Source organism: Paraburkholderia sp. UCT70 (genome assembly GCF_050434085.1).
In the GTDB taxonomy this organism is placed as follows: domain Bacteria; phylum Pseudomonadota; class Gammaproteobacteria; order Burkholderiales; family Burkholderiaceae; genus Paraburkholderia; species Paraburkholderia tuberum.
The window spans coordinates 887,417-910,622 of record NZ_JBNPVZ010000002.1 but is presented as its reverse complement, the minus strand read 5'-3'; the positions used below and the strand labels follow the sequence as shown (position 1 = coordinate 910,622).

The window sequence follows — 23,206 nt, the reverse complement described above, 5'->3', positions numbered from 1 at the left end:
TCAGCTTTATTTACACATAGGAGACACCATTGAACATCGATCAACTGAAGGCCATCGACACCCACGTGCATGCCGAGGTGTCGTGCTGCCAACCACCGGACCTGTTTGCAAAAGAATTCGACGAAGCCGCCGACAAATACTTCGGCACCGTGCTCAAACAGGGGCGCCGCCCGACCATTCCCGAAACGATCGAACACTATCGGGAGCGCAATATCGGCTTCGTGATGTTTACCGTCGACTGCGAAGCGAACATCGGGCGCCGTCGCATTTCGAACGAAGAGGTCGCGGAGTTCGCGCAGAAAAACTCCGACATCATGATCGCGTTCGCGAGCATCGATCCGCACAAAGGCAAGTTCGGCGCGCGCGAAGCGCGGCGGCTCATCGAGGAGCACGGCGTGCGCGGTTTCAAGTTTCACCCCACGATGCAGGGTTTTTTCGCCAACGACCGCATGGCATACCCGCTATACGAAGTGATTGCCGAGTACCGGCTGCCGGCGATTTTTCACAGTGGACACTCGGGCATGGGCTCGGGCATGCGCGGCGGCGGCGGTTTGCGCCTCAAGTATTCGGAGCCGATCTACCTCGACGATGTCGCCGCCGACTTCCCCGACATGAAGATCGTGATCGCGCATCCCTCCTGGCCATGGCAGGAGCAGGCGCTGTCGATCGCGCTGCACAAGCCGAACGTGTATATCGATCTGTCGGGCTGGTCGCCGAAGTACTTTTCGCCCGAGCTGGTCAAGTATGCGAACACCCTGTTGCGCAACAAGGTGCTGTTCGCGTCCGACTTCCCACTGATCCGCCCGGACCGCTGGCTCGAAGACTTCGATACGCTCGACATCAAGCCCGAAGTAAAGCCGCTCGTTCTGAAGGAGAACGCCGTCAGGTTGCTTGATCTGCGGGCCCGAGGCACGACGAATCACGAATGACTCATGAAAATGGCCCGGCGCGAAAACGCCGGGCCAGCTGTGTCCATCAACGAAGAGTTAGCGTTTCGCGGCGTTGGAGCGAATAACGAGCAATGCTGTAATCGCCGCGATGATCGTCACCGGCACGCTCGCGCCGATGACGAGCGCCGAGCTCTTTCCCATCGCAAGCAATTGCCCGGCGGCTACGGGGCCGACAATCGAGCCGACGCGTCCCACCGCCACCGCGGCGCCGACTCCCGTACCACGCACGCTGGTCGGATAGCTGGCGGCGGACAGCGAATACAGCATCGACTGCGCACCGACGATGCCCATCCCGGCAAACAGCACGGCAACGGACAGCGTCTCGATGCTGGCGACTTGCGAAAGCGCGACCAATGCACCGACGATGCACGCATAGATTGCCGTGACTGACAGGCCTTGTCTGAAGCGGTCCATCAGCAGACCGATGCCGAGTACGCCGATCACACTGCCGACGTTGAAAAAGATCTGGGCAATCCCCGCCTGCGAACGGCTCATGCCGCGCCCCACGGTCAATGAAGGCAGCCAGTTCAGCAGGAAGTAAAGAACGATCAGCGTGCAGAAGAAGCTGATCCAGATACCGATCGTCGCGGCGGCGCGCCCCTCGCCGAACAGGACTTCACGCGTCGAAAGGAGCGGTTTGTCCGCCGTCGTGAATTCTCGCGATTCGGCGGCGAATTCGCGCGACTCAGGCAGCAATGCCATCAGCAGCGGAATGATGATCAGCGGTCCGGCTCCGCCCACGTAGAAGATATGACGCCACGCGGTAGCACCCGCGCTCAGTACGGCGATCAGTGCGGCAAGCGCGCCGCCGAGCGGCATACCGCAATACATGACGCTAACCGCGGTGTTGCGGTGACGCGGATCGACCGCCTCGGACGACAACGCGATCAGGTTCGGCATCGCGCCGCCGAGCCCGATGCCCGTCAGCACGCGAGCAATCAGCAGACTTTCGAAACTCCAGACTTGCGCGGTCGCAATCGAGAAGATGCCGAATATCGCCATCGAGATCATCAGAACGCGCTTGCGGCCGATCCGGTCGGCGAGTCTGCCACCTATCATCGCGCCCGGCAAAAGCCCCAACATGCCGGCGCTAAAAGCGAGCCCCAACTGGCTGACCGACAAGCCGAACTCGTGCGCCATTCGAGGCGCCGCAACGCCAGTGGACTGCAGGTCGATACCCTCCAGCACCGCGACGAGAAAGCACAATGCCAACGTTAGTGCAGTACTGGAGCCCACCGCACTCGACCGATTAGCAACACTTGACATGACGTCTCCTTCACCTTTGATTGAATTGCCAGAGGCGAGCCACGCTTCGTTCTTCGACGAAGCGGCCATAGGAAGGAGAAGATTTCTGACAATGATCTCGCGCCACTTATCAGAATCCTTCCCACAGCGCCCCCGGAATTGATGATGAGTCTAGTCTCAGGAGGCCTGATATTGAAAGTAGAATATGATATGCCTGGTAGAAACACCTAAGGCAAACCTGATAATGATCAAGACAATGGAGAAGCGGCGAACGCCCCTTGCCAAACAGGCCGGTTCAACGAAAACCGGTGCGCCACCTGCCCGCGTTTCCTATGTGGTCGGCCAACTCGACCGCCTGCTCAAACGCAGTTTGATCGATGTACTGGGTGAATTCGGGCTGACCTTGCCTCAGTTCACCGCGCTCTCCGTGATCAGCGCCAGCGGCGCGATGACCAATGCGAAACTCGCCGAACGCTCGTTCATCACGCCGCAGTCGGCCAACGAAGTTGTCAAGACGATGGAAGCCAACGGTTGGGTCGGACGCGTGGGACATCCTACCCACGGTCGACTGATTCATCTGTTTCTGACCGACGAAGGGCGTCGGGTACTGCAGGAATGCGATTCGGCGATCGACGCGCTCGAAGCGTCCATGCTGGACGGAGTAACGGAGATCCCGGTCGATACGCTGCGCAAGGTGCTGCAGCGATGCGTGTCGAATCTGCGCGGTTGAATGGATCTTCCCAATGACAAAAGAGTCGCACTCGAATGGAGCGCGACTCTTTTTCTTTCGCCTGATGGAAGTAGGAAAAACTCAGTGACCGCCAGCGTCGATCTCGCTGAGACGCAGGCCTTTGGTTTCCCTTACCGAGCGCAGAATCACGATGGCCGCCAGCGCCGCAACCACCGTGAAAACCGCGATGCCGAGGCTGTTCGGCCAGATCATGGCGACACCGATCGCTCCACCTACCGCGATCGTCTGCCGCATTCGGGCTGAATTCCGTTCAGCTCAGTGAAATCCCTGGTCGGCATTTAGCCGCGTATTACCTGGCCCACTGCGTCGATCGCTATATTGCTTCTCAACGGCCGCCGCCTCCACACCGCGATAGCGCGTCCGCCTCGCCATTTCCCACCCTATTTGACAGGAGACGAAGCATGTCAAAGCGCATTCTTATCATCGCCGGCGATTTCGTCGAAGATTATGAGCTGATGGTGCCGTTTCAGGCACTGGCGGCAGTCGGGCATTCGGTGGACGTCGTCGCGCCCGACAAGCGTGCGGGCGACGCGATTCGCACCGCAATCCACGACTTCGAAGGCGATCAGACCTACACCGAAAAGCGTGGCCATAACTTCACGCTGAACGCCGATTTCGCGTCGGTGAACCCCGCGCAATATGACGCGCTGCTCGTGCCCGGCGGCCGCGCCCCCGAATATCTGCGGCTCAACGACGAGGTGATCGGCTGGGTGCGCCAATTCGCCGAAGCGAAGAAGCCGATTGCCGCGGTCTGCCACGGCGCGCAACTACTGGCTGCGGCGGGTGTGATCGAAGGCCGGCGCATCTCGGCGTATCCGGCCTGCGCGCCCGAAGTGAAGCTCGCGGGCGCGGAGTACGTGGCGCTCGACTGGCCTGACGCGATCACGGACGAGAACTTCGTCACCGCGCCCGCATGGACCTCGCACGTGAATTGGCTTGCGCAGTTCCTTGCGCTGCTGGGCACGCGCATCGCGCATTGACGGAGCGCGCCTCGACCGAGGCGCGGCATCGCGGGCGACCAACCGTGTTACGCTCGATCACGACGGCATGAGCGCCCGCGCCGCGCGCTTCGCGTCCTGCGTCATCATTCGCGAGAAAGGCTGAACGTATGTGCAACGTCTATGTCAACGCTGATCCGATCCTCTACGAGTCGCGTACGCGCGCGCTGCGCATTCATGGCGTCGTGACCACGGTGAGGCTCGAAAATCTCTTCTGGGACGTGCTTCGGGAAATCGCCAACCGCGAGAACGTGACGACGACCCAGTTCGTCGTGAAGCTTCACGACGAACTGGTCGCCTTGCGCGGCGAAGAGCCGTTGAATTTCGCGTCTTTTTTGCGCGTGTGCTGTTTGCGCTATCTATCGACGAGCGCCGCCCGCAACGAGGCCGCTGGCGACGTGCCGCTCAACGCCCCGTTTCAACCCAGAGTCGTGAAGACGGCTGTTTGACGGATTCCGTCGCCTGGCCGTCGCCACGGCTGGCTAGCGCGGTGGGCTCCAGTCACGCGACGTACTGTCTCGACGCGTCAGTCAACCGACGCATCGCAGGCGCAATCAAGAGAAGCCGCCGTGGCCGGTCGTTCCAATACAGCAAGCCGTTGCAGTGTCACGAGGCCCAGTAGCGCGAGTCCAAGTCCCAGCGTGAAGTCAGCGTGAACGCCCGCACGGTCGACAATGGTGCCCCCCACTGCCGAGCCCACCGCAATCGCCACCTGGATGATGCTGACGAACATGGCCGACCCCGCTTCGGGCAGGTCTGTCGTGCCGCGCTGAATCCACACGCTGAAGCAAAGCGGAAGCGCTCCGAACGCGATTCCCCACAGCAGCATCCCCGCGGTCTCGCCGATCGGCGAATGTTCGAGCAGCAACATCGACGACATCGCGCCCAATAGGAGCAGAACCATCGCGGCGACGGATTTCTTTAGATGGTCCGAAATCACCATCGATGTCAACGCATTGGAGAAGAAGCCGATCAGACCGAATCCGAACAGCAGCAGCGTGATGGCGCTCAACGAGAAGTCGTGTTCGAGCAGCGGCGCAATATACGTATAGGTCGAGAAATGCGCGCCGAAGACGAGCGCGACCATCACCATGCTCAACCTCGTATGAGGCCGGCCAAGCAGGGTTTTGAAATCGGCGATCCGCAACGCCGATGCCGACGGCAACGAAGGCACGAGGAACGCCTGCGCCAGTAAGGCGAGCGACACGAGGCCCGCGGTGGCGGCGAACGCCATGCGCCACGATGCAAACGACGCGATGAACGTCCCGAGCGGCACGCCGATCACGGTTGCGCAGGTCACGCCGGTCAGAATGGTCGCGGTCGCTTTGGCGGCATCCTTTGCTTGCACGAGTCGAGGAGCCGCCGCCGTCGCCAGAGTCCAGAACCCACCCAGCGCGCCGCCAAGCAGAGCCCGTCCTACGAGCATGATCGCGAGGTTCGGTGCGATCGCACACACGACGTTCGCGATCAACAGTACCGCAGTGAGGAGCAGGAAAACGTACCGGCGGTCCATGCGGCCCGCGCTGACTATCAGCGTAGGCGCCAATATCGCGGCCATCACGCCGGGCGTGGTGACCATGAGGCCGGCGACACCGGTCGACACGCCGAGGTCGTGTGCGATTTGTGGCAACAGCCCGACAGGCAAAAACTCGGCCGTGACGAAGGCGAATGCGCTTACCGCTACAGCGATGACGGATAGCCACTGGGCCGCCGACGTTGAATTTGCTTCCAGGGATGCTGGATTAGTAGGTGTATCGATGTGCATGATGACCCTGATGCCAGGTTGAAGTCTGACACTTTAGACGGGGTCTCACGTCGGAAAAAGAGTCGTCCGCTGAAAAGACTAGCTAACGTGGCTGAACAATGCGCAGAGGGTCACGGCCGCGTCGTCTCGTGACTTCAGCAATTCATGTCGCCACCAGGAGCGTTGGCGCGGGTAACGTGCCGCGCCATCAGCGTTGAGCGAAGCGGGAAGCCGCGCGCATCATTCGAGGCGCTGCACCGCGAACACGAGCCCGTGCTCCTCGTTGACGATGTGCCGCCGATAGCGTTCGGGAAGCAACGCGCTGACGGCTTGCCAGACGGGCAGTGCATGATGCCCGATGTCTTCCACCACGACCCAACCGCCGCGCCTCACATTTTTCAGCCCGAAGATCAGCGTCTGGATGTTGGCATTCGGAGAATGCAGACCGTCGTCGATGATCAGATCGCATTCGCCGTCCACCGATCGTGCGAGCTGCTCGAAAGTGGCGGGCTCGGTCTGGTCGACGAAGAACGTCTCGATGCGCTCCTCCTTGAAGAGGACCCGGCGGTCGATGTCCGCTCCATAGATCCGCGCGAAAGGCAGAAAGTCCCTGAACGCCCTGAGCGATCCGCCGGGCTTGCCCGCGACCATATACGAAACGGTGTCGGAATGTTGGGTCCCGATGCCGATTTCGATCACCGAGCGCATGGCTTCGCGATTCGCAAGGATCGCGCCGTACAGGTGGTGGTAGCTGTGGTGGTTCGACTTGTCGCTGCCTTGAGCGTCGAAGTGCTGCTTGAGCGCGTTGGCGGCCTGCCGTTGTTCGTCGTTGGCCGGAAAGTCGACGATTTCCGTGACGGGCGTCTTTGGCTTTCCGACGGAGGCCGCCAGCTCGCTCAACAGGGGAATCGTCTCGTTGATGGCTTGGACCGTGAGCTTCGATCGGGCCTTCTAGCTGCCTTCGCTGTACGGAATGAACTGCGGGAAGGTGCGCAGCACGTTCAGCACGCTTAAGTTGCTGAGCCTGCGCTGGGCGGCGCGCGCGTAATGATCGACGAGGGCGAAACTCGAACTGTGGGAATTGCTGCGGGAGCGGGACTCGGTGCTGGCGACGGTATCACGCATGGTCGACCTCCTCAGTCGGGTAATCGTGTCGTGCATGGAGTAGCAAGCAGTAAGAGGATTCACGCAAGACTCGACCATGAACTACTTCGTCGCCCGGCGCAAACCCTCGCATGTTCCGGGCCAACATGACAGCGGCATTGCGACGACCGCGTGAAGTACAGGGCCGTTTTTCGCTCACTCCTGAGATTGCCGGGCGCGGAGGCCGCGCGGAAGTTCCGTACTCATGCCAATGCAATCCAGACGTCAACTTTCGCTAAGCGAATAAAACACAGCTGCAGAGAAAAAGTCACAGCAATTTAGTAAAGACCATGTCCGTCTCGTGTCGAGAAATCGGAAAATTCAGACGCTCATCTGCGAAATCGTCTCGTCTTGCAATCTGCGCTCAGTAACATATGCTCCTTGTCAGAGCGCTTTTCAGGTCCTTTTTCCGGGGCCACGGTGCAAACGGTCGTCCACAGGCGCGAGGCGGTCCGACAAAGCAAAACAGCGCCGTCGCAGCGCACCTGACGTTTCTCCGTTCACCCCGGGTCGATGCTGTGTGGGCGGCACCATTTTGAGAGCCGAGATGTCACGCGCAACTAAACCCGTTTTGCGCATACCGGTGACGAGCGCGACCTTATTTGGCTTTCCTGAGTTTCTGTCACCGACGCTTTTGTAACGTGCGCCGCTCACAAGTGGGTGAGCGGCGTGAGCGGCAATGGTGCCGACCGCACGTGTGAATGTTGCGCTCACGCGGCTCGAGTCGAGCCACCTCAGGCGAGCGTCAATGTACAAGGAGTCTTGGCGATGAAAGCTCCTCAGCGTCCTCAGCGCATCGGGTTGATGGCGCCACTGTCGGGCGTACTGGTTCCTCTCGAGAGCGTGCCCGATCCGGTCTTCGCCCAGAAGATGGTCGGCGATGGCGTGTCGATCGATCCGACCTCGGACGAACTGCTGTCGCCGCTTGCCGGCAAGGTCACGCAACTCCATGGCTCTGGCCACGCCACGACGATCACCGGCGACAACGGTCTGCAAGTGCTGCTGCACATCGGGCTCGACACCGTGTTGCTGCGCGGCGAGGGCTTCATGCCGTTGGTCAAGGAAGGCGACGCCGTCGCGACGGGCACGCCGCTGATCCGCTTCGACCCAATCGCGGTCGGCGCAAGAGCAACCAGCCTGCTCACGCAAATGGTGATCGCCAATGGCGATCTCGTCACGCGCTACGTTCCCGCGAAAGGGCTCGTCGTCGCCGGCACCGACGTCGCGCTGTACGTCGAGCTGGTCGGCAGCATGGAGGACAAGGACACGGCGAGCGCCACCGGCGCGATCCTCTCCGACGAGATCACGCTGCCGAATCCAGTGGGCCTGCATGCACGGCCCGCCGCGGTCGTCGCGGTCGAGGCGAAGAAATTCAAGTCCGAGATCCGGCTGCTGCGAGGCGATGCCAGCGCCAATGCCAAGTCCGTCGTCGCGATCATGGGGCTCGCAACGAAGTTCGGCGACAAGCTGCGCGTCGAGGCCCGCGGTCCCGACGCGGCGGAGGCGGCCAGCACCGTCGCGCGTCTGCTTGCCGAGGGATCGGGCGAAAAGCCCGGCGATGCGCCCGCACCCGCGGCGGCTGCGCCAACCGCACCGGCTGCGCCGGTGCCAGCGCCGACCGAAGCGGCTCCCGCCGACACCAACGAATTCATCGGCGTATCCGCTTCGCCAGGGCTTTCGGTCGGCAGGATCGTGCAGTTCCGCCAGCAGGTCATCGAGGTGAACGAAGCGGGCGAGTCGCCGCAACGCGAACGGGCGCAACTCGAAGCGGCCCAGCATCAGGCGCGTCAGCAGATCGAGGCGCTCAAGGCGACGCTCACCGATCCGTCGAAAGCGCAGATTCTCGACGCGCATCTCGAACTGCTGGACGATCCTGACCTCAACGACGCCGCGATCAGCAGCATCAGCGCGGGAAAGGGCGCGGGGTTCGCGTGGCGCGATGCGTTCCAGAACCAGGCAAGCACGCTCGAAAGGCTCGACAATCCGCTGCTGCGCGAACGCGCCGGCGATATCCGCGACGTCGGCCGCCGTGTACTCGCGCTGCTCGCCGGCGTGAAGCAGGCGCAGATCGACGTGCCGGACGAATCGATCCTGATTGCCGAGGAGCTCTCGCCATCCGACACCACGTCGCTCGATCGCAGCAAGGTGCTCGGCTTTTGCACGACGAGCGGCGGCGCGACGAGCCATGTCGCGATCCTCGCGCGCTCGCTCGGCATTCCGGCGATCTGCGGTATCGACGCGCGCGCGCTGCAACTCGCCGACGGCACGCCCGTCGTGCTCGACGGTTCGCGCGGCAGCTTGCGGCGCAACCCGAGCGCCGAGGAACTCGAGAAGGCGCGCGAACGCATCAGCCGCCAGGCCGCCAAACGCGAAGACGAAAAACTCGCGGCAACCAAACTCGCAATGACGGCCGACGGCCACCGCGTCGAAGTCGTCGCGAACATCCGGAATGCGCAGGAAGCACGCGACGCGGTCGCGGCCGGCGCCGAAGGCGTGGGCCTGTTGCGCTCCGAGTTCCTGTTCGACGCGCGAGACACCGCGCCAACCGAAGACGAACAGGCCGCCGAATATTGCGCCGTCGCCGAAGCGCTTGGCCGCGAGCGGCCGCTCGTGGTCCGCACGCTCGACGTCGGCGGCGACAAACCGCTGTCGTATCTGCCGCTGCCGAAGGAAGACAACCCGTTTCTCGGCCTGCGCGGTGTGCGCGTGAGCCTGGAGCGTCCCGACATCTTCCGCACGCAACTGCGCGCGATCCTGCGCGCGGCGCCGCTTGGGCATCTGCACGTGATGTTCCCGATGATCGCCGCGATCGAGGAGGTGCGGGCAGCGCGCAAGATCCTGCTCGAAGAAGCCGGCGATCGCGCGGCGAGCGTGAAAGTCGGCGTCATGATCGAAGTCCCCGCGGCCGCGCTGATCGCCGAGCCGCTCGCACGCGAAGTCGACTTCTTCTCGATCGGCACGAACGATCTCACGCAATACACGCTCGCGATGGACCGCGGCCATCCGCAACTCGCGAAGCAGGCCGACGCGCTGCACCCGGCGGTGTTGCGTCTGATCGGCATGACGGTCGACGGTGCGCACAAGCATGGCAAATGGGTCGGCATTTGCGGCGGCATCGCGTCGGATGCGATGGCGGTGCCGGTGCTCGTCGGCCTTGGCATTGACGAGCTGTCGGTGAGCATTCCGGCGGTCGGTTCGATCAAGGCTCAGCTTGCACGCGTGACGACCGAAGAAGCCAGGAAGCTCGCCGCCGAGGTGCTGTGTCTGGGCACCGCCGCGGAAGTCCGCGCGCATCTGTCGCGCTTTGCCGAGTGAGCGGATCAACAGGAGATCAGCCATGTTCTCGCATGCCTTCGGAGTCTTGCAGAAGATCGGCAAATCGCTGATGCTGCCCGTCGCCGTGCTCCCGGTGGCCGGCCTGCTGCTCGGTCTCGGCGCCACCGACTTTCACGGTTACGTGCCGGTCGTCGTGCTCGCGCTGATGAAGAACGCGGGCGACGTGATCTTCGGCAACCTGCCGCTGATCTTCGCGATCGGCGTCGCGCTCGGCTTCACCGAGAACGATGGCGTCTCGGGCATCGCCGCAACGATCGGATATCTGGTGATGACGGCCACGTTGGGTGTGATCGGCAAGCTCCAGGGCGTCGAAACCGACACGATCATGGGCATACCGTCGATCCAGACCGGCGTGTTCGGCGGCATCCTCGCCGGTGGTCTTGCGGCATGGATGTTCAACCGCTACTACCGGATCACGTTGCCGGCCTATCTCGGCTTCTTCGCCGGCAAGCGCTTCGTGCCGATCGTGACCGCGATCGGCTCGATCGTGCTCGGCGCGATCCTGTCTTTCGTGTGGCCGCCGGTCGGCAGCGCAATCAAGGCTTTTTCGCATTGGGCGGCGGTTTCCGACCCGCGCACCGCCGCGACGGTCTACGGTTTCGTAGAACGTCTGCTGATTCCGTTCGGCCTGCATCACATCTGGAACGTGCCGTTCTTCTTCGAAATGGGCAGCTACCTCGACCCGACGACCGGCAAGACGGTTCACGGCGACATCACCCGTTATTTCGCAGGCGACCGGACCGCGGGCATCCTGGCGGGCGCGTTCCTGTTCAAGATGTTCGGCCTGCCGGCCGCGGCAATCGCGATCTGGCATTGCGCGAAGCCGGAGAAGAAGGTGGCCGTCGGCGGCATGATGGTTTCGGCCGCGCTGACTTCTTTCCTCACCGGCATCACCGAGCCGATCGAATTCGCGTTCCTGTTCGTCGCGCCGGTGCTTTACCTGATTCACGCATGCCTCGCGGCGTCGGCGCAGTTCGTGGCGAACACACTGGGCATGCGCATGGGCTTCACGTTTTCGCAAGGCGGCATCGATTTTCTGATGTTCAACCTGATCGGCGGGAAGGCCACGCACGCGTGGTACGTTTTCATCCTTGGTCCAATTTACGCGGTGATCTATTACGGCGTGTTCCGCTTCGTCATCACGCGCTTCAACCTCAAGACACCCGGTCGCGAGGACGATGCGGCGGAAACAGCGGCGGTTGCCGCGAGCGGCGCGGGAGGACGTTCGCGCGAAGTCGTGCTCGCCTTTGGCGGCCGCTCCAATATCACGAGTCTCGACGCTTGCATCACGCGCCTGCGCATCTCCGTGAAGGACCCGGCGCGCGTTGACGAACACAAGCTCAAGGCGCTCGGTGCCGCGGGTGTGGTGCGCGTGGGCAACGGCGTGCAGGCAATCTTCGGGCCGTTGTCGGAGAACATGAAAACCGACATGCAGGACTATCTGAAGACAGCGGGCGCCGAAGCGGATTTGCCGGCGGCCGGGGTGCCTGGTGTGGAAGGCGCAGCGGCGGCGGCTCCAGCGGGTGTGGCCGCCTCGGTGCAAAACTCGCCGCAAGAAACGGAGCGCGCGGAAAAGATTCGTGCGGCGCTGGGCGGCGCGGCCAACATCAGGAAGCTCGACGCGCTGGCGGCCACGCGGTTGCGTGTCGAGCTATCGGACGCGTCGCGCATCGACGCGGCCGCATTGAAAGCGGCGGGCGTGGTCGCGACGCAAGCGTTGAAGAACGGCGCACTCGATCTGATCGTAGGTCTCGGCTCGGGCAACCTCGCAGGCGCAATGCGATAGCAGCAACGAGTATCGTCAGCAACTGCCGCGCGTCGAACGCGAGGCCTGCCCGGTGGAAGCGCTCAGTCGCGTTGCTTTGTCCACCTATAGGGGGCGGCATGGAAGCAGTCAGAACTTTCCTCGAAACTCAGCCGCTGTTCGCGCTTTTTCTGACCATCGCGCTCGGCTACCTGGTCGGCGAAATCACTATCAAGGGCGTGGCTCTAGGCTCGGGGGCCGTCCTGTTCGTTGGACTGGCGCTCGGCGCGTTCGCGCCGAAATCCGCGCCGCCGGCGTTGCTGGGCACGCTCGGTCTGCTGCTGTTTCTGTATGGCATCGGCATTCAGTACGGCGCGCAGTTCTTCCGCGGACTCACGAGCCGGGAAGGCGTGAAGGCCAACGCGGCCGCATGTCTGGGCGTGATCGCTTCGGGTCTCGTGGCGTGCGCCTTGATCCATTTCGGCATCACGCTCGCCGATGCGCTCGGCATGTTCGCCGGCAGCGGCACCAGCACGGCGAGCCTGCAGGTTGCCATCGCATCGATGAAAAGCAGCAATGCCGCCGTGGCTTATAGCGTCACCTATCCGTTCGGCGTGGCCGGGCCGATCCTATTCCTCTATGTGCTGAACTCGGTCCTGAAAGCCAAAATACCGAAACCGCCCGCGAAGGTGCTGGAGACCGCCGAAATCGCGCTGCGCAATGCCAGTCTGTTCGGTCTGAAGCTGTCGGAGCTCTCGACTCGCCTGCCGGCCGGCGTAGTGATCGCGGCCGTGCGGCGCGCGCATCACAATCAGTTGCCCAGCGACGACTTCACGCTGCGCGCCGACGACGTCCTCCTTGCCACCGCCACCGAGCGCCGCCCGCTCGACGAAGCAACGGCGCTATGCGGCGAGCTACAGCCCGGGCGTATCTCGAGTCATCGGGAAGACCTGGACTATATGCGCGTGTTCGCGTCGAGTCCGTCAGTCGTCGGCACGGCGCTCGGCAATCTGCGCTTTCCGGATGGCGTGAACTGCGCGGTCGCGCACGTGCGGCGCGGCGACGCCGATCTACTGTCGACGCCAGACCTCATTCTCGAAGCAGGCGACCGCGTCGGCCTGCTCGTCAGTAACGCGCATCGCGCGAGGGTCCGCGCGTTTTTCGGCGATTCGATCAAGGGCACGGCCGACCTCAGTTTCATCTGTCTGGGCATCGGCGCGGCAGCGGGGCTGCTGGTCGGCGCGATCCCGCTGCGCGCGCCCGGTCTCGGCGCGTTCAGCCTGGGTCTCGCGGCGTTGCTACTGGTCGCGCTGTGCCTCGGCAAGGCGCGCCGCAACGGACCGTTCGTGTGGGTGATGCCGCTCTCTGCAAATCTCGTGCTGCGCAATCTCGGGCTGACGATTTTTCTCGCGCAGGTGGGCCTGTCTTGCGGACCGAAGTTCGTCGCGACCGTCGGCACCGCCGGACCGCTGCTGCTGCTTTATGGCGTGATCACGCTGCTGGTGCTCGTCGGCGTCACGGCTGTGTGCTGCCTGTGGGTCTTCAGACTGTCTTTCGATACATCGGTCGGCGTGATCTGCGGGGCCACCGGCAATCCCGCGATTCTCGCCTTCGCCAACCGCATCGCGCCGACGGATCAGCCCGACGTCATGTACGCGATGATTTTTCCGTCGATGACCATCGTCAAGGTGCTTTTCGTGCAGATCGCCATCGCGATCGCAGCCGGCTAGGCGAGACCGTTATCGCGACCTGCCGCTGTTCGACCCTAACGCTTCCGTCCTCGTAGACAGCGGCCAACCGCGGAGCGGCGGACAGCCGCAGACTTCCGTGAATATCAGGAACGCCGCTTGCGCCACCTGGAGCCGCGCGACGTAGTCTGGAACCATGATGCGGACGGCTCGGCGATGGAGGCTAGATGAAAGGACGGGTGGCGAGTGCAGGCGTGGCCGTTGTTCTGGTTGCCCTCATGGCCGCATACGGCGGACCCACCGTGCATGCTGGGGAGCCCGCGCCGGCCGCCGTGACCGCTCCCTTCGCGGCCGGCAGCGATACCGCGGCCGCGGCGCGCGGCGCGAAGCTCGCGGCCGTTGGCAATTGCGTCGCGTGCCACACCGCGACGGGCGGCCTGCCCCTCGCGGGCGGACTGCCACTGCATACACCCTTCGGCATCATTTACTCGACCAACATCACCCCCGACAACGAGACGGGTATCGGGGGCTGGTCGCTCGACGCGTTCGCGCGCGCGATGCGGCGCGGCGTGTCCAGCGACGGCCATCTGCTCTATCCCGCGTTCCCCTATCCGCACTTCACGCACATGAGCGTTGCCGATATCGGCTCGCTGTATGCGTGGCTGATGAGCCGCGCTCCCGTCAAGGCGCCTGCGCCGCACAACGAGCTGATCTTCCCGCTCGGCTTCAGGCCCCTCATCGCCGTGTGGAATCTTTTTTACCTGCATACCGGTACCGAAGCAGCGCCGGCCCTGCCCGAAGCGCCGGACGTCGCACGCGGGCGTTACCTGGTCGAAAGCCTCGGTCATTGCGGTGCGTGCCACACGCCGCTCGACCGCCTCGGTGCCGAGCGCCGCGACCGCAGGCTGCAAGGCGGCACGATCGACGGATGGGATGCGCCCGCGCTGACGGACCTCGCTTCACGCCCCACGCCCTGGACGCAGGCACAGCTCGTCAGCTATCTGCGCACGGGCCTCGCGAGCGCCCATGGGGCGGCGGCGGGTCCGATGCGCCCCGTCACGCGCATGCTCGCCGACGCATCCGCCTCCGACGTAGAGGCAATTGCCGCGTATCTGCTGGCGTTGACGTCCGGGGGCCCAGGCATGCCGGAGCATCCGGTCGCCTCGCCCTCCGCTTCCGCCGCGCCCGTGTCCACCGCGCCCGGCGGCGGCGCGAATCTATTCGCCGCGGCCTGTGCATCGTGCCATGCCGAAGGCGCGCCGATGTCGAGCGGGGATGCTCGACCGTCGCTGTCCCTTTCCACGGCCGTCAACGCCGACAGCCCGCGCAACATGGTCCGTATCATCCTCGATGGAATCGACTGGCACGAAAGCGATAGCGCGCCCTTCATGCCATCATTCGCCAACACATTCACGGATGCCCAGATAGCGGAGCTCGCCAACTACACGCGCGAACGCTTCACCGCACGCGACGCGTGGCCTTCGCTCGACGCCGGCGCGGTCGCTCATTTTCGCAAGGACGGCCTGCCACGATGATCACGCTCAACGTCAACGGAGTCAGTCATACGGTCGATGTCGACCCGTCAACGCCGCTGCTCTACGTGCTGCGCAACCAGTTGCAGCTCGATGGCGCGAAGTTCGGCTGCGGTCTCGGTCAATGCGGCGCATGCACGGTCAGCGTCGGCGGCGAACCGGTGTTCTCGTGCCTCATGCCGGTCGTGGCCGTTGGCGACCGGCCAGTGCGAACCGTCGAAGGACTTGGCAGCGCGGAACATCCGGGACCACTTCAGCAAGCCTTCATTGACGAGCAAGCCGCGCAATGCGGCTATTGCATCGCCGGCATGATCATGCGCGCGCACACGCTGCTGGAGCGAATCCCGCACCCAGGCGATGAACAGATCCGCCGCTACATGCAGCCGAACCTGTGCCGCTGCGGCACGCACATGCGCATTCTCGCGGCGATCCGGCAAGCCGCGACGGGTTCGCCGCGAACGGACGAGGGAGCGCAGTCGTGAGCGACGGCCACCCGTCCTCCGTCGCTCACGGCAGCGGCCCCGATGACCCCGCGCGGCGCCGCTTCCTCGTTGGCGGCTCGCTGATGGTGAGCTTCGCGATCGTGCCAGGCATGGCCGCGCTTGCGCAAACCACCACCGAAGCGGGCACCCTCAACGCGAGCGCCCCGAAGCTGCCGGGCAGTCTCAAGAGCACGCCGTTGCTCGATGCGTGGATCAAGGTCGCCCGTGACGGCCAGGTGAGCGTATTCACGGGCAAGGCGGAGCTTGGCACGGGCATTCGCACCGCGCTGCTGCAGGTCGCCGCGGAAGAGCTGGATCTCGCGCCTCATGCGATCGAGCTGATCACCGCCGACACCGCCGCAACGCCGAACGAAGGCTACACCGCAGGCAGTCACACGATGGCGGACAGCGGCACCGCGATCCTCAACGCCGCCGCTCAGGTACGCGCGCTGCTGGTCGCGAGCGCGGCGTCGCAACTGGGCGTCGACGCAGCGGCCCTCACGACCCGCGACGGCGCCGTCATTGCCGCCGACGGAAGACGCGTGAGCTATGGCGAAGCCGTGCGATACGCGGACCTCCATCAGAACGCGCAGCCCGACGCGCCGAAAAAGCCGCCATCGGCCTACGCGCTGATTGGCCATATGCTGCCTCGCGTGGATATACCGGGCAAGGTGACGGGCGGCGCGAGCTATGTCCAGGATCTCCGGCCGCACGGCATGCTGCATGCCCGCGTCGTGCGGCCGCCGTCTTATGGCGCGAGCCTCGTCGCAGTCGATAGAGGGCGCGTCGAGGCGCTGCCCGGCGTCATCAAGGTCGTGCGCAACGGCAACTACCTCGCGGTGGTCGCCGACGACGAATGGCGCGCGATCCTCGCGATGCGTGAGCTTGCGCTCGCCGCGCAATGGCAGGCCGGGCCGCCGCTGCCCGATCCGGCGAACGTTCACGCGCTGCTGATGAGTCTGCCTTCACAGGAAATCGCGGTGGCCGATCAGGGCGCAGTGACGGGCGCGGCCGCGCCTGTGGCGACGCTGCGGGCGCGCTATTCGAGGCCGTATCTGACGCATGGCTCGATTGGGCCATCGTGCGCTGTCGCGCAGCTCGACAACGATGTGATGACCGTGTGGACGCACACGCAAGGCGTCTATCCGCTGCGTGCGGGCATCGCCGAAATGCTCGCGATGCCACCCGACAAGGTGCGCTGCGTGCATGTGGAAGGTTCGGGCTGCTACGGACACAACGGCGCGGACGATGTCGCGGCCGACGCCGCCCTCGTTGCACGCGAGCTGCCTGGCCGCCCGGTGCGCGTGCAATTGATGCGCGAACAGGAACACATGTGGGAGCCGTTCGGCCCGGCCATGACAGTCGAGGCGAATGCAACGCTCGATTCGGCAGGCAAGATTGCCGACTGGCGTTACGAGCTATGGAGCAACACGCATAACAACCGCATCGAGAATGCGGGCCGCCTGTTGCCCGCGCAGCTCCTTGCGCAACCGTTCACCCCCGCGCCGCCGAAGCCGATTCCGATGCCGGAAGGCGGAGGCGACCGCAACAGCATTCCGCTTTACCGCGTGCCCGGCCTGCACGTGCAGCATCACTTCGTGCCCACGATGCCGATACGCGTCTCTGCCATGCGCTCGCTCGGCGCGCACATGAACGTGTTCGCGATCGAGAGCTTCATCGACGAACTCGCCAGAGCCGCGCACGCCGACCCCGTGGCGTTTCGCCTCAAACATCTCGTTGATCCGCGCGCGCATGGCGTCATTGGCGCCGTAGTCGATCAATTCGGCTGGCGAGCCCGCAGCGCGCGAACGGGCGACTCGAGCCCGCGCTCGCACGGTACCGGCTTTGCTTTTGCCCAATACAAGAACCTGATGGCCTACCTTGCCGTCGCGATGGACGTGACGGTCATGCGCGATACCGGCGAGCTCAGCATCGAGCGTGTCGTAGCAGCCGTCGATTGCGGACAGATCGTGACTCCGGACGGCGTGCGCAACCAGATCGAAGGCGGCATTTTGCAAACCACGAGCTGGACGCTCTATGAAGAAACGCATTTCGACCCGCAACGCATCACGAGCTATGACTGGAGCACTTATCCGATCATGCGCTTCTCGTCCGTACCCAAACGCGTGGACGTGCTATTGATCGACCGGCCGGGCCTGCCATTCCTCGGGGTCGGAGAAGCGGCGCAAGGCCCGGCCGCCGCGGCGCTCGCGAATGCGATCGACGACGCGACCGGTGTGCGGATCCGCGACTTGCCGTTGCTCGGGACGAAGGGGAAGAACGTGCTCAAGGCATGAGGCTTTCGTTCCGCAAAAGTACAGATACTGGTGTGTAAAAGCCAAATAAGCCTATGGCTGGGTCCAGGCCCCTTGTCAAACGAACGCGACGCTCGCGACCTTCGGCGCGGCGTCGGGACCGCGTTCAGTGGGTGGACGGAAACGCGAACGTCGCACGTGCGCTGCCATTGCCGCGGACGTTCACGGTCTCCCTTCTGGTCACGCTGCCGTAAGTGGCGTTGACCGTATAGCGCCCTTGAGGCAGCCGCACGAGCATGTACGGCCCCTTCGACGTGGCCTCGAACACGCTCGCGCCGCCAGCTTTGGCAATCTTCACCTGGACGTCGGCCACATAGCTCGACCCGGGACCGGTGAACTGCAGAGACAACGGCCACTGCCTTCGTGCCTGCCGCAGCGCAGTCGACTCGTCGCGACCGACTCCGCCGGTCACGAACGATATGTCGCCCTGCTGCTGCGTCTCTGGCATGCCGGTCCTATGGATCTCGCTGGCGCTCTGCGGAGCAGCCGTCTGCGACACTGCGACGCCTGCCTGAGCCAGTGTGAACGCCGCGGCGAGCATCATGGACGCGATCCGGGGAGCGTTTCGTTGCATTTTCATCTTGACTGCTCCTTACAGTATTGCCGACGGTTCGTCGGACGGAAGAACGCTTGCAATAGGTTGGAAACGCAATGCGCGCCGGGTATCGGCCACGAGCGAGGGTGCCTCACGATTCGAGTAAGAATACCCGTCAATTCTGTTTGGCGTCTTCATGGACCGGAGTTGGGGGGCCGCCTGCCGTTGAGGTCCCGGCTTGGGCAGGAGGGACGCGTGGCATGCGGATACCCGCGTAGGCGATCGCCACCGTCAGCAGCGGACTTACCACGCAAAATACGGCAAAGGGTGCGTAGCTGAGCGTCGGCACGCCAAGGGTCACTGCCATAAACGCGCCGCAACTGTTCCAGGGGATCAGCGCGCCTGTCGTCGTGGCCGAATCACCCACGGAACGCGATAACACGATGGGCGCGTAGCCGCGTGCCGCGAATGCACTCCTGAACATCCGGGCCGGCAGCACGGCTGCGATGAACTGGTCTGCCGTAACGATGTTCGTCGCGATGGTCGCCAGGACCAGGGAGCCGACCAGCGCCCCACCGCTCCTGGCCCAATCGACTACTGGGGCAATGAGGCGTTCTATCGCACCGCACTTCTCGACCACCCCTCCGAATGCCAGTGCCGTGATGATCAGCCAGATAGTATTCAACATGCTGTCCATACCGCCGCGAGTGAGGAGCGTATCAAGCACTGGATTTCCAGTCGTGGACTTGTAGCCGCTCCCAAGCGCAAGCCATACGCCTTTGAGCATCGCAATCGGGATCGGCACGCCCTCTCGCGCGGCGGCAAATGCGAGGACTCGCGCTGGCTCGACGAAAACGGCAACCACGCCACCCGCCAATGCGCCAAGAAAGATGGTGGTAAATGGTGGAAGCCGGAACAGCGTCAGCACGACGACAAGAATGAGCGGCAGGAACAGCACGGGCGATATGTAGAATGCGCTCTGCATTGCAGCAACCTCCGCGCTCGCATCGAAGGCGCCCGGGCGGCCAAGCAGATAAAACACGGCCAGCGTGATGACAATCGCGACGAGTGATGTCAGCAGCGTCTCGCGCACGTGTTGATACAGATCGACACCCGCGGCAGCGGCCGCAAGATTCGCGGTGTCCGAGAGCGGCGAAGACTTGTCGCCGAAATAAGCGCCGGAAATCACTGCACCGGCCGTTATGGCGGGGCTCAGGCCCATGCTGTGCGCAATGCCCATCAGGCCGATTCCGATCGTACCCGCGACAGTCCACGAGGTCCCAATGGCGAACGAGATCACCGCGCAGATTCCAGCCGCCGTGACGTAAAAGTAGTCCGGGCTCAGCAATTTCAGCCCGTAATACACCATGGCGACGATCGTGCCGCTGAGCGCCCACGTGCCGATCAGCGCGCCGACTGCGAACAGGATGAGAATCGCGCCAATACCGGAACTGACACTGGCATTCGCGGCCTCGCCCAGCGAAGCGAGCGAATGACCGCGACGCCAACCGACAAATACGGCCAGCATGGTCGCCACGACGAGTGCCACCTGGTTCGGCCCGTTCGCACCACCATCGCCGAACAGGTAGAAGGACAGACTGACGAGAAAGACGAGGCCAGCGATCGGTATCAGTGCTTCGAGCATCGTGACCGGCTGGGGTGACCCGCTCCGCTTCATCGCCACGCTCCGTTCGTTTGCTGGGTAGCCCAAACGTTGCCATCCAGACCGCCCGGTAGCCGGTGAATCATCGAAACATGCGCGAACGGCTGCTTTGATTCGATGTCACGGCGCAGGCGTGCGGCCCTCGGTCCTGCGACTCGGCAATGGCAGCTCCGGCGGGCTCGCCGTTGCTTCAAGCATAGGAAAGAATCGTCGCTGCGTGAAGAATTGCAGAATTCGTGCCGAACATCCCGCCTGCGGTTACAGGCTGCCGTACCTACTCTCCCTCAGCGCGAGACCTGCAGTCAACGGCAGCTCACCAGGCGTAGCGAAAACCGACGTCGCCCCAGACGCCCTTTTGGCTGCCACTGACCGAATCGTTGATCGAGAACTGATAGCCGAACTGTCCATACAGGCTCATACGCGTGTTGAGCTTCGCCGTCACGCCTGCGGCGAAGTCCATACGCGTGAACTGCTGTCTGAGTGGCACCTGCTCGGCGCCGGAGTATGTCGTCGCAGCCTGAGCCCCCCAGTCCCGCCAGAGATTGGTGCGCACGTACGGCTGCCATACGTCTCCGCCGGCGCGTTCGATGGTCCACTGACCACGCAGCCCGAGCCGCCCGGTCACGCCTGACGTGGAGCCGGGATCGACCGGACCCAGCCCGTCATTGGCTTCGTTCAACCCGACGTGCTGCCAGATAACCTGCATCTGAGGTTCAAGCACGAAGCCCGGTCCAAGCGGCAAGGGGAACGGATAGCCAGCTTCCAGCGAAGTGGCGAACCCCGAACCCGAGACGGGCAACCGGGCGTACTGTGTCGTCGCATCCCCGTCGTAATAGGTGCCCTGCAGTACCGCGTCGATATACCATCCGCCCGGGCCGTAATGTGTCCAGTACGCGCCGCCGGAATATCCATTGAGATTGACCGAGCCGGTGTGATTCAGCACATAGCCAGTCGCAGCCGCATTGGTGACGAGGCCGTCCACGTCGGCGTTACTGTTGCCGTAGGCGAAGTAGACGCCCGCTGCATCGTGATGGCCGGACATGAAGCTGCCGCGCCAGAGATCGACGCCTGCCTGAACGCCGAGCACATGGCCGTTAGCGCGCGCATCGGTGAAGGTCTGGTACCGATTGTCGATCTGCTGGCCGAATAGTCGCGCCCACGCCGAGCGGCCCACCCCTTCGTTGCCGGTACCGCCCGCGGCCTGTGTCAGCGTCCCTTCCGACTGCAAGTCCAAGGCTTGCCGCCCCTACACAACCCAGCCGAGGTTTCAAATTTTCATAACCGATCGTGGTTATTCATGCCTTGCAAGGATTATGGTTTTTCGTTAATTAACTGTGCGCTGATTGTGTGGGTCTACCCGCATAGACAGAACAACGACGGAAGAATCCGACACTAATTCGAGAAAAAACGGCCGTTTTGTTCACCAAGTGAATATCCATCGGGTAACCGCAAAATTCCAGGTCAGTGAAATTCCATTTTCAATGATCCGCGGCGGCAGAAAAACTCGAACTCGCCAATCGTTCCGGCCAGTAACAACTGGCCGGTTTTAATGGCGCGATTCATTTGGCATAAAGCGGCCGGATTGGGTTAATCGGCCGTCCCGCGAATTTTGTCGGCGGCGCATCCGCGTTCGCAGCGAGGAACTCCCGTGATCGCTGACATGACCAAAGCCGTCACCAAAACACCAAATCGATTAACTTCCAGACGGAAGTTTTATGATTATCCGGTTCAAGTCGATGACTCTCACCGGTCGACGTATCCAATATAGCCAACGGGGTGCGGCGGACTTGCGCTGCTGCTTTGGTAAGAGCAAAGCGGGCGAGCGCAATGCCGCAACCATGTCGCCCGACCCGCCCACGTGTTGGACGCAGAGGGTAGTCGAACCGGCAGCGAGCGCTACCTAGGTATGCCGCTTGCGCAACCCAGTAGGATCCTTCCACCATGTCGTGTCATGTCCACCGTACTGCTCATCGACGATGACCTTGAAAACCGATGCGCGCTGCAACTGGCGTTGGAGAGTCGCGGACACCGTGTTGTGCTCGCGGAGAACGGATGGGACGCACTGCAGAAGGCCCACACGGATTTTCCGGAACTCGTTATCACCGATTTGGAGATGCCGGAAATGGACGGCAAGGAGCTTTGCCGGCGTCTGAAGTGTCAGGCGGTATTTTCCGGCTTACCGGTGGTGCTGCTGTCGGCTATGCCGGAACCTACGGAAGAGATTCGCTGCTGGACAGCGTTCCTGCGAAAGCCGGTCTCGATAGCGGCGTTGCTTGACGCTGTCGACAGGTTCATTGCAGCGCGCCTGACCTATGCGCGGGCGCCACGCGACTCCGAGTACCCCGCCGCGGCGCGCTGGCGAGCCATCGATTCGCGATGCTGGCCCTAAGCCCAAGCTGTCGGAATGCGAAGCCACAGGTTACACATGCAGCCAGGCGGTGTTTGCTGGACGGCCGGTCCCGTTCTTGGCGGATGGCCTGCAAAGCGGCGAGATTGCTGAAACCCGGGTTGAGCCATCCACCTGGTTTTTCAGATCTGACTGGAATGATGCAACGGTCGCGACCCATCACGTCGTCAGCAATGAGCCCGAACAGGAACCGTCGCTACAGAGCAGCGCCTGCACGCTGACACAAGGTAAAAGACGGCAAGAGATTTCGATCCCCTTCTCGCGGGCGGCAACAGCGCACGCTTATTGTTCGCCACTTCCTCCGGGCATGCGTCATGCTGCACGCAGGTCAGAGATGGAAAAGCAGGTCCCGAACGGGAGACGATCATGAAGTTGATAATGGCAGGAATCAGCGCAATTTCCATCATCGCTAGCACTTGCGCATTTGCGCAGACCAACACCGGCAACGCTGCGCCAGCACACCGTGATACTCAAAACGCGCAGCCGGGTGCCGCTGGCCAGAGCATGGGCCGTGCTGCGGACGCCGGCAACAGCAAGCCCGCCAGTGGCACATTGATGCAGAAGCGTGAGCACGCGATGTCGCCTCAAGGCGCGTCAAACTCGAACGCAACTGGCGCGATGAAACAATAATGGCGACGCAAGACCCCGTTGGCGGCGACTGACACCTTGGTCT

20 protein-coding genes are annotated in these 23,206 nt (G+C 63.2%); 12 read left to right on the top strand and 8 right to left on the bottom strand.

Annotated elements, in window-relative coordinates:
* Positions 1–29 precede the first annotated feature (29 nt).
* Positions 30–929 (top strand): amidohydrolase family protein, encoded by a 900-nt coding sequence (locus OKW41_RS06445; protein WP_429571918.1) that lies wholly within the window; start codon positions 30–32, stop codon positions 927–929.
* A gap of 57 nt (positions 930–986) precedes the next feature.
* Here the strand turns inward: OKW41_RS06445 and mhpT are convergent, their stop codons facing one another.
* Positions 987–2,216, bottom strand: a complete 1,230-nt coding sequence (mhpT, locus tag OKW41_RS06440) for a 3-(3-hydroxy-phenyl)propionate transporter MhpT (RefSeq protein WP_429571917.1) — start codon at positions 2,214–2,216, stop codon at positions 987–989.
* 223 nt (positions 2,217–2,439) lie between these two features.
* Between mhpT and OKW41_RS06435 the strand changes: the two genes are divergently transcribed.
* A complete protein-coding gene (locus OKW41_RS06435; protein ID WP_429571916.1) occupies positions 2,440–2,925 on the top strand; it encodes a MarR family winged helix-turn-helix transcriptional regulator in 486 nt (161 codons plus the stop codon).
* Positions 2,926–3,006: 81 nt separating this feature from the next.
* Here the strand turns inward: OKW41_RS06435 and OKW41_RS06430 are convergent, their stop codons facing one another.
* Positions 3,007–3,180 carry a hypothetical protein gene (locus OKW41_RS06430; protein WP_429445562.1) on the bottom strand — a complete coding sequence of 58 codons (174 nt, stop codon included), beginning with the start codon at positions 3,178–3,180 and terminating at the stop codon, positions 3,007–3,009.
* 167 nt (positions 3,181–3,347) lie between these two features.
* Here OKW41_RS06430 and OKW41_RS06425 point away from each other — a divergent pair, with 167 nt between their 5' ends.
* Together OKW41_RS06425 and OKW41_RS06420 are read left to right on the top strand one after the other, a co-directional pair.
* A complete protein-coding gene (locus OKW41_RS06425) occupies positions 3,348–3,926 on the top strand; it encodes a DJ-1/PfpI family protein (RefSeq protein WP_429445560.1) in 579 nt (192 codons plus the stop codon).
* A gap of 128 nt (positions 3,927–4,054) precedes the next feature.
* Positions 4,055–4,393 carry a ribbon-helix-helix domain-containing protein gene (locus OKW41_RS06420; protein ID WP_018424506.1) on the top strand — a complete coding sequence of 113 codons (339 nt, stop codon included), beginning with the start codon at positions 4,055–4,057 and terminating at the stop codon, positions 4,391–4,393.
* Positions 4,394–4,470: 77 nt separating this feature from the next.
* On the opposite strand, the gene OKW41_RS06415 is transcribed toward OKW41_RS06420, so the two are convergent.
* The 3 genes from OKW41_RS06415 to OKW41_RS06405 form a co-directional block, all read right to left on the bottom strand.
* Positions 4,471–5,709, bottom strand: a complete 1,239-nt coding sequence (locus OKW41_RS06415) for an MFS transporter (RefSeq protein WP_429571915.1) — start codon at positions 5,707–5,709, stop codon at positions 4,471–4,473.
* Between the two features lie 219 nt (positions 5,710–5,928).
* The gene (locus OKW41_RS06410; protein WP_429571914.1) at positions 5,929–6,588 is read right to left on the bottom strand and encodes a hypothetical protein; all 660 of its coding nucleotides are present in this window, start codon (positions 6,586–6,588) and stop codon (positions 5,929–5,931) included.
* Between the two features lie 51 nt (positions 6,589–6,639).
* The gene (locus tag OKW41_RS06405; RefSeq protein WP_429571913.1) at positions 6,640–6,813 is read right to left on the bottom strand and encodes a hypothetical protein; all 174 of its coding nucleotides are present in this window, start codon (positions 6,811–6,813) and stop codon (positions 6,640–6,642) included.
* A gap of 786 nt (positions 6,814–7,599) precedes the next feature.
* Here OKW41_RS06405 and ptsP point away from each other — a divergent pair.
* The 6 genes from ptsP (at position 7,600) to OKW41_RS06375 (ending at position 17,910) form a co-directional block, all read left to right on the top strand.
* The gene (ptsP, locus tag OKW41_RS06400; protein ID WP_429571912.1) at positions 7,600–10,146 is read left to right on the top strand and encodes a phosphoenolpyruvate--protein phosphotransferase; all 2,547 of its coding nucleotides are present in this window, start codon (positions 7,600–7,602) and stop codon (positions 10,144–10,146) included.
* A gap of 22 nt (positions 10,147–10,168) precedes the next feature.
* A complete protein-coding gene (gene ptsG / locus OKW41_RS06395; RefSeq protein ID WP_429571911.1) occupies positions 10,169–11,953 on the top strand; it encodes a PTS glucose transporter subunit IIBC in 1,785 nt (594 codons plus the stop codon).
* A gap of 98 nt (positions 11,954–12,051) precedes the next feature.
* Entirely contained in the window at positions 12,052–13,641 is a 1,590-nt protein-coding gene (locus OKW41_RS06390) for an aspartate:alanine exchanger family transporter (RefSeq protein WP_429571910.1), read from the top strand.
* Positions 13,642–13,826: 185 nt separating this feature from the next.
* Positions 13,827–15,134: a c-type cytochrome gene (locus OKW41_RS06385; RefSeq protein ID WP_429571909.1), complete on the top strand. Its 1,308-nt coding sequence runs from the start codon at positions 13,827–13,829 to the stop codon at positions 15,132–15,134.
* Complete coding sequence (locus OKW41_RS06380) at positions 15,131–15,613, top strand: (2Fe-2S)-binding protein (protein ID WP_090808921.1); 483 nt, start codon at positions 15,131–15,133, stop codon at positions 15,611–15,613. Before OKW41_RS06385 ends, OKW41_RS06380 begins: the two co-directional genes overlap by 4 nt.
* The gene (locus tag OKW41_RS06375) at positions 15,610–17,910 is read left to right on the top strand and encodes a molybdopterin cofactor-binding domain-containing protein (protein WP_429571908.1); all 2,301 of its coding nucleotides are present in this window, start codon (positions 15,610–15,612) and stop codon (positions 17,908–17,910) included. The genes OKW41_RS06380 and OKW41_RS06375 overlap by 4 nt, the downstream gene beginning before the upstream one ends.
* Positions 17,911–18,034: 124 nt before the next feature.
* On the opposite strand, the gene OKW41_RS06370 is transcribed toward OKW41_RS06375, so the two are convergent.
* The 3 genes from OKW41_RS06370 to OKW41_RS06360 form a co-directional block, all read right to left on the bottom strand.
* Positions 18,035–18,508 (bottom strand): carboxypeptidase regulatory-like domain-containing protein, encoded by a 474-nt coding sequence (locus OKW41_RS06370; RefSeq protein WP_429445543.1) that lies wholly within the window; start codon positions 18,506–18,508, stop codon positions 18,035–18,037.
* Positions 18,509–18,638: 130 nt separating this feature from the next.
* A complete protein-coding gene (locus tag OKW41_RS06365) occupies positions 18,639–20,108 on the bottom strand; it encodes a Na+/H+ antiporter NhaC family protein (RefSeq protein WP_429571907.1) in 1,470 nt (489 codons plus the stop codon).
* A gap of 331 nt (positions 20,109–20,439) precedes the next feature.
* Positions 20,440–21,360 carry an autotransporter domain-containing protein gene (locus OKW41_RS06360; RefSeq protein ID WP_429571906.1) on the bottom strand — a complete coding sequence of 307 codons (921 nt, stop codon included), beginning with the start codon at positions 21,358–21,360 and terminating at the stop codon, positions 20,440–20,442.
* A gap of 717 nt (positions 21,361–22,077) precedes the next feature.
* Between OKW41_RS06360 and OKW41_RS06355 the strand changes: the two genes are divergently transcribed.
* Positions 22,078–22,515, top strand: a complete 438-nt coding sequence (locus OKW41_RS06355; protein WP_429571905.1) for a response regulator — start codon at positions 22,078–22,080, stop codon at positions 22,513–22,515.
* A gap of 396 nt (positions 22,516–22,911) precedes the next feature.
* Positions 22,912–23,163 carry a hypothetical protein gene (locus OKW41_RS06350; protein WP_429571904.1) on the top strand — a complete coding sequence of 84 codons (252 nt, stop codon included), beginning with the start codon at positions 22,912–22,914 and terminating at the stop codon, positions 23,161–23,163.
* Positions 23,164–23,206 lie beyond the last annotated feature (43 nt).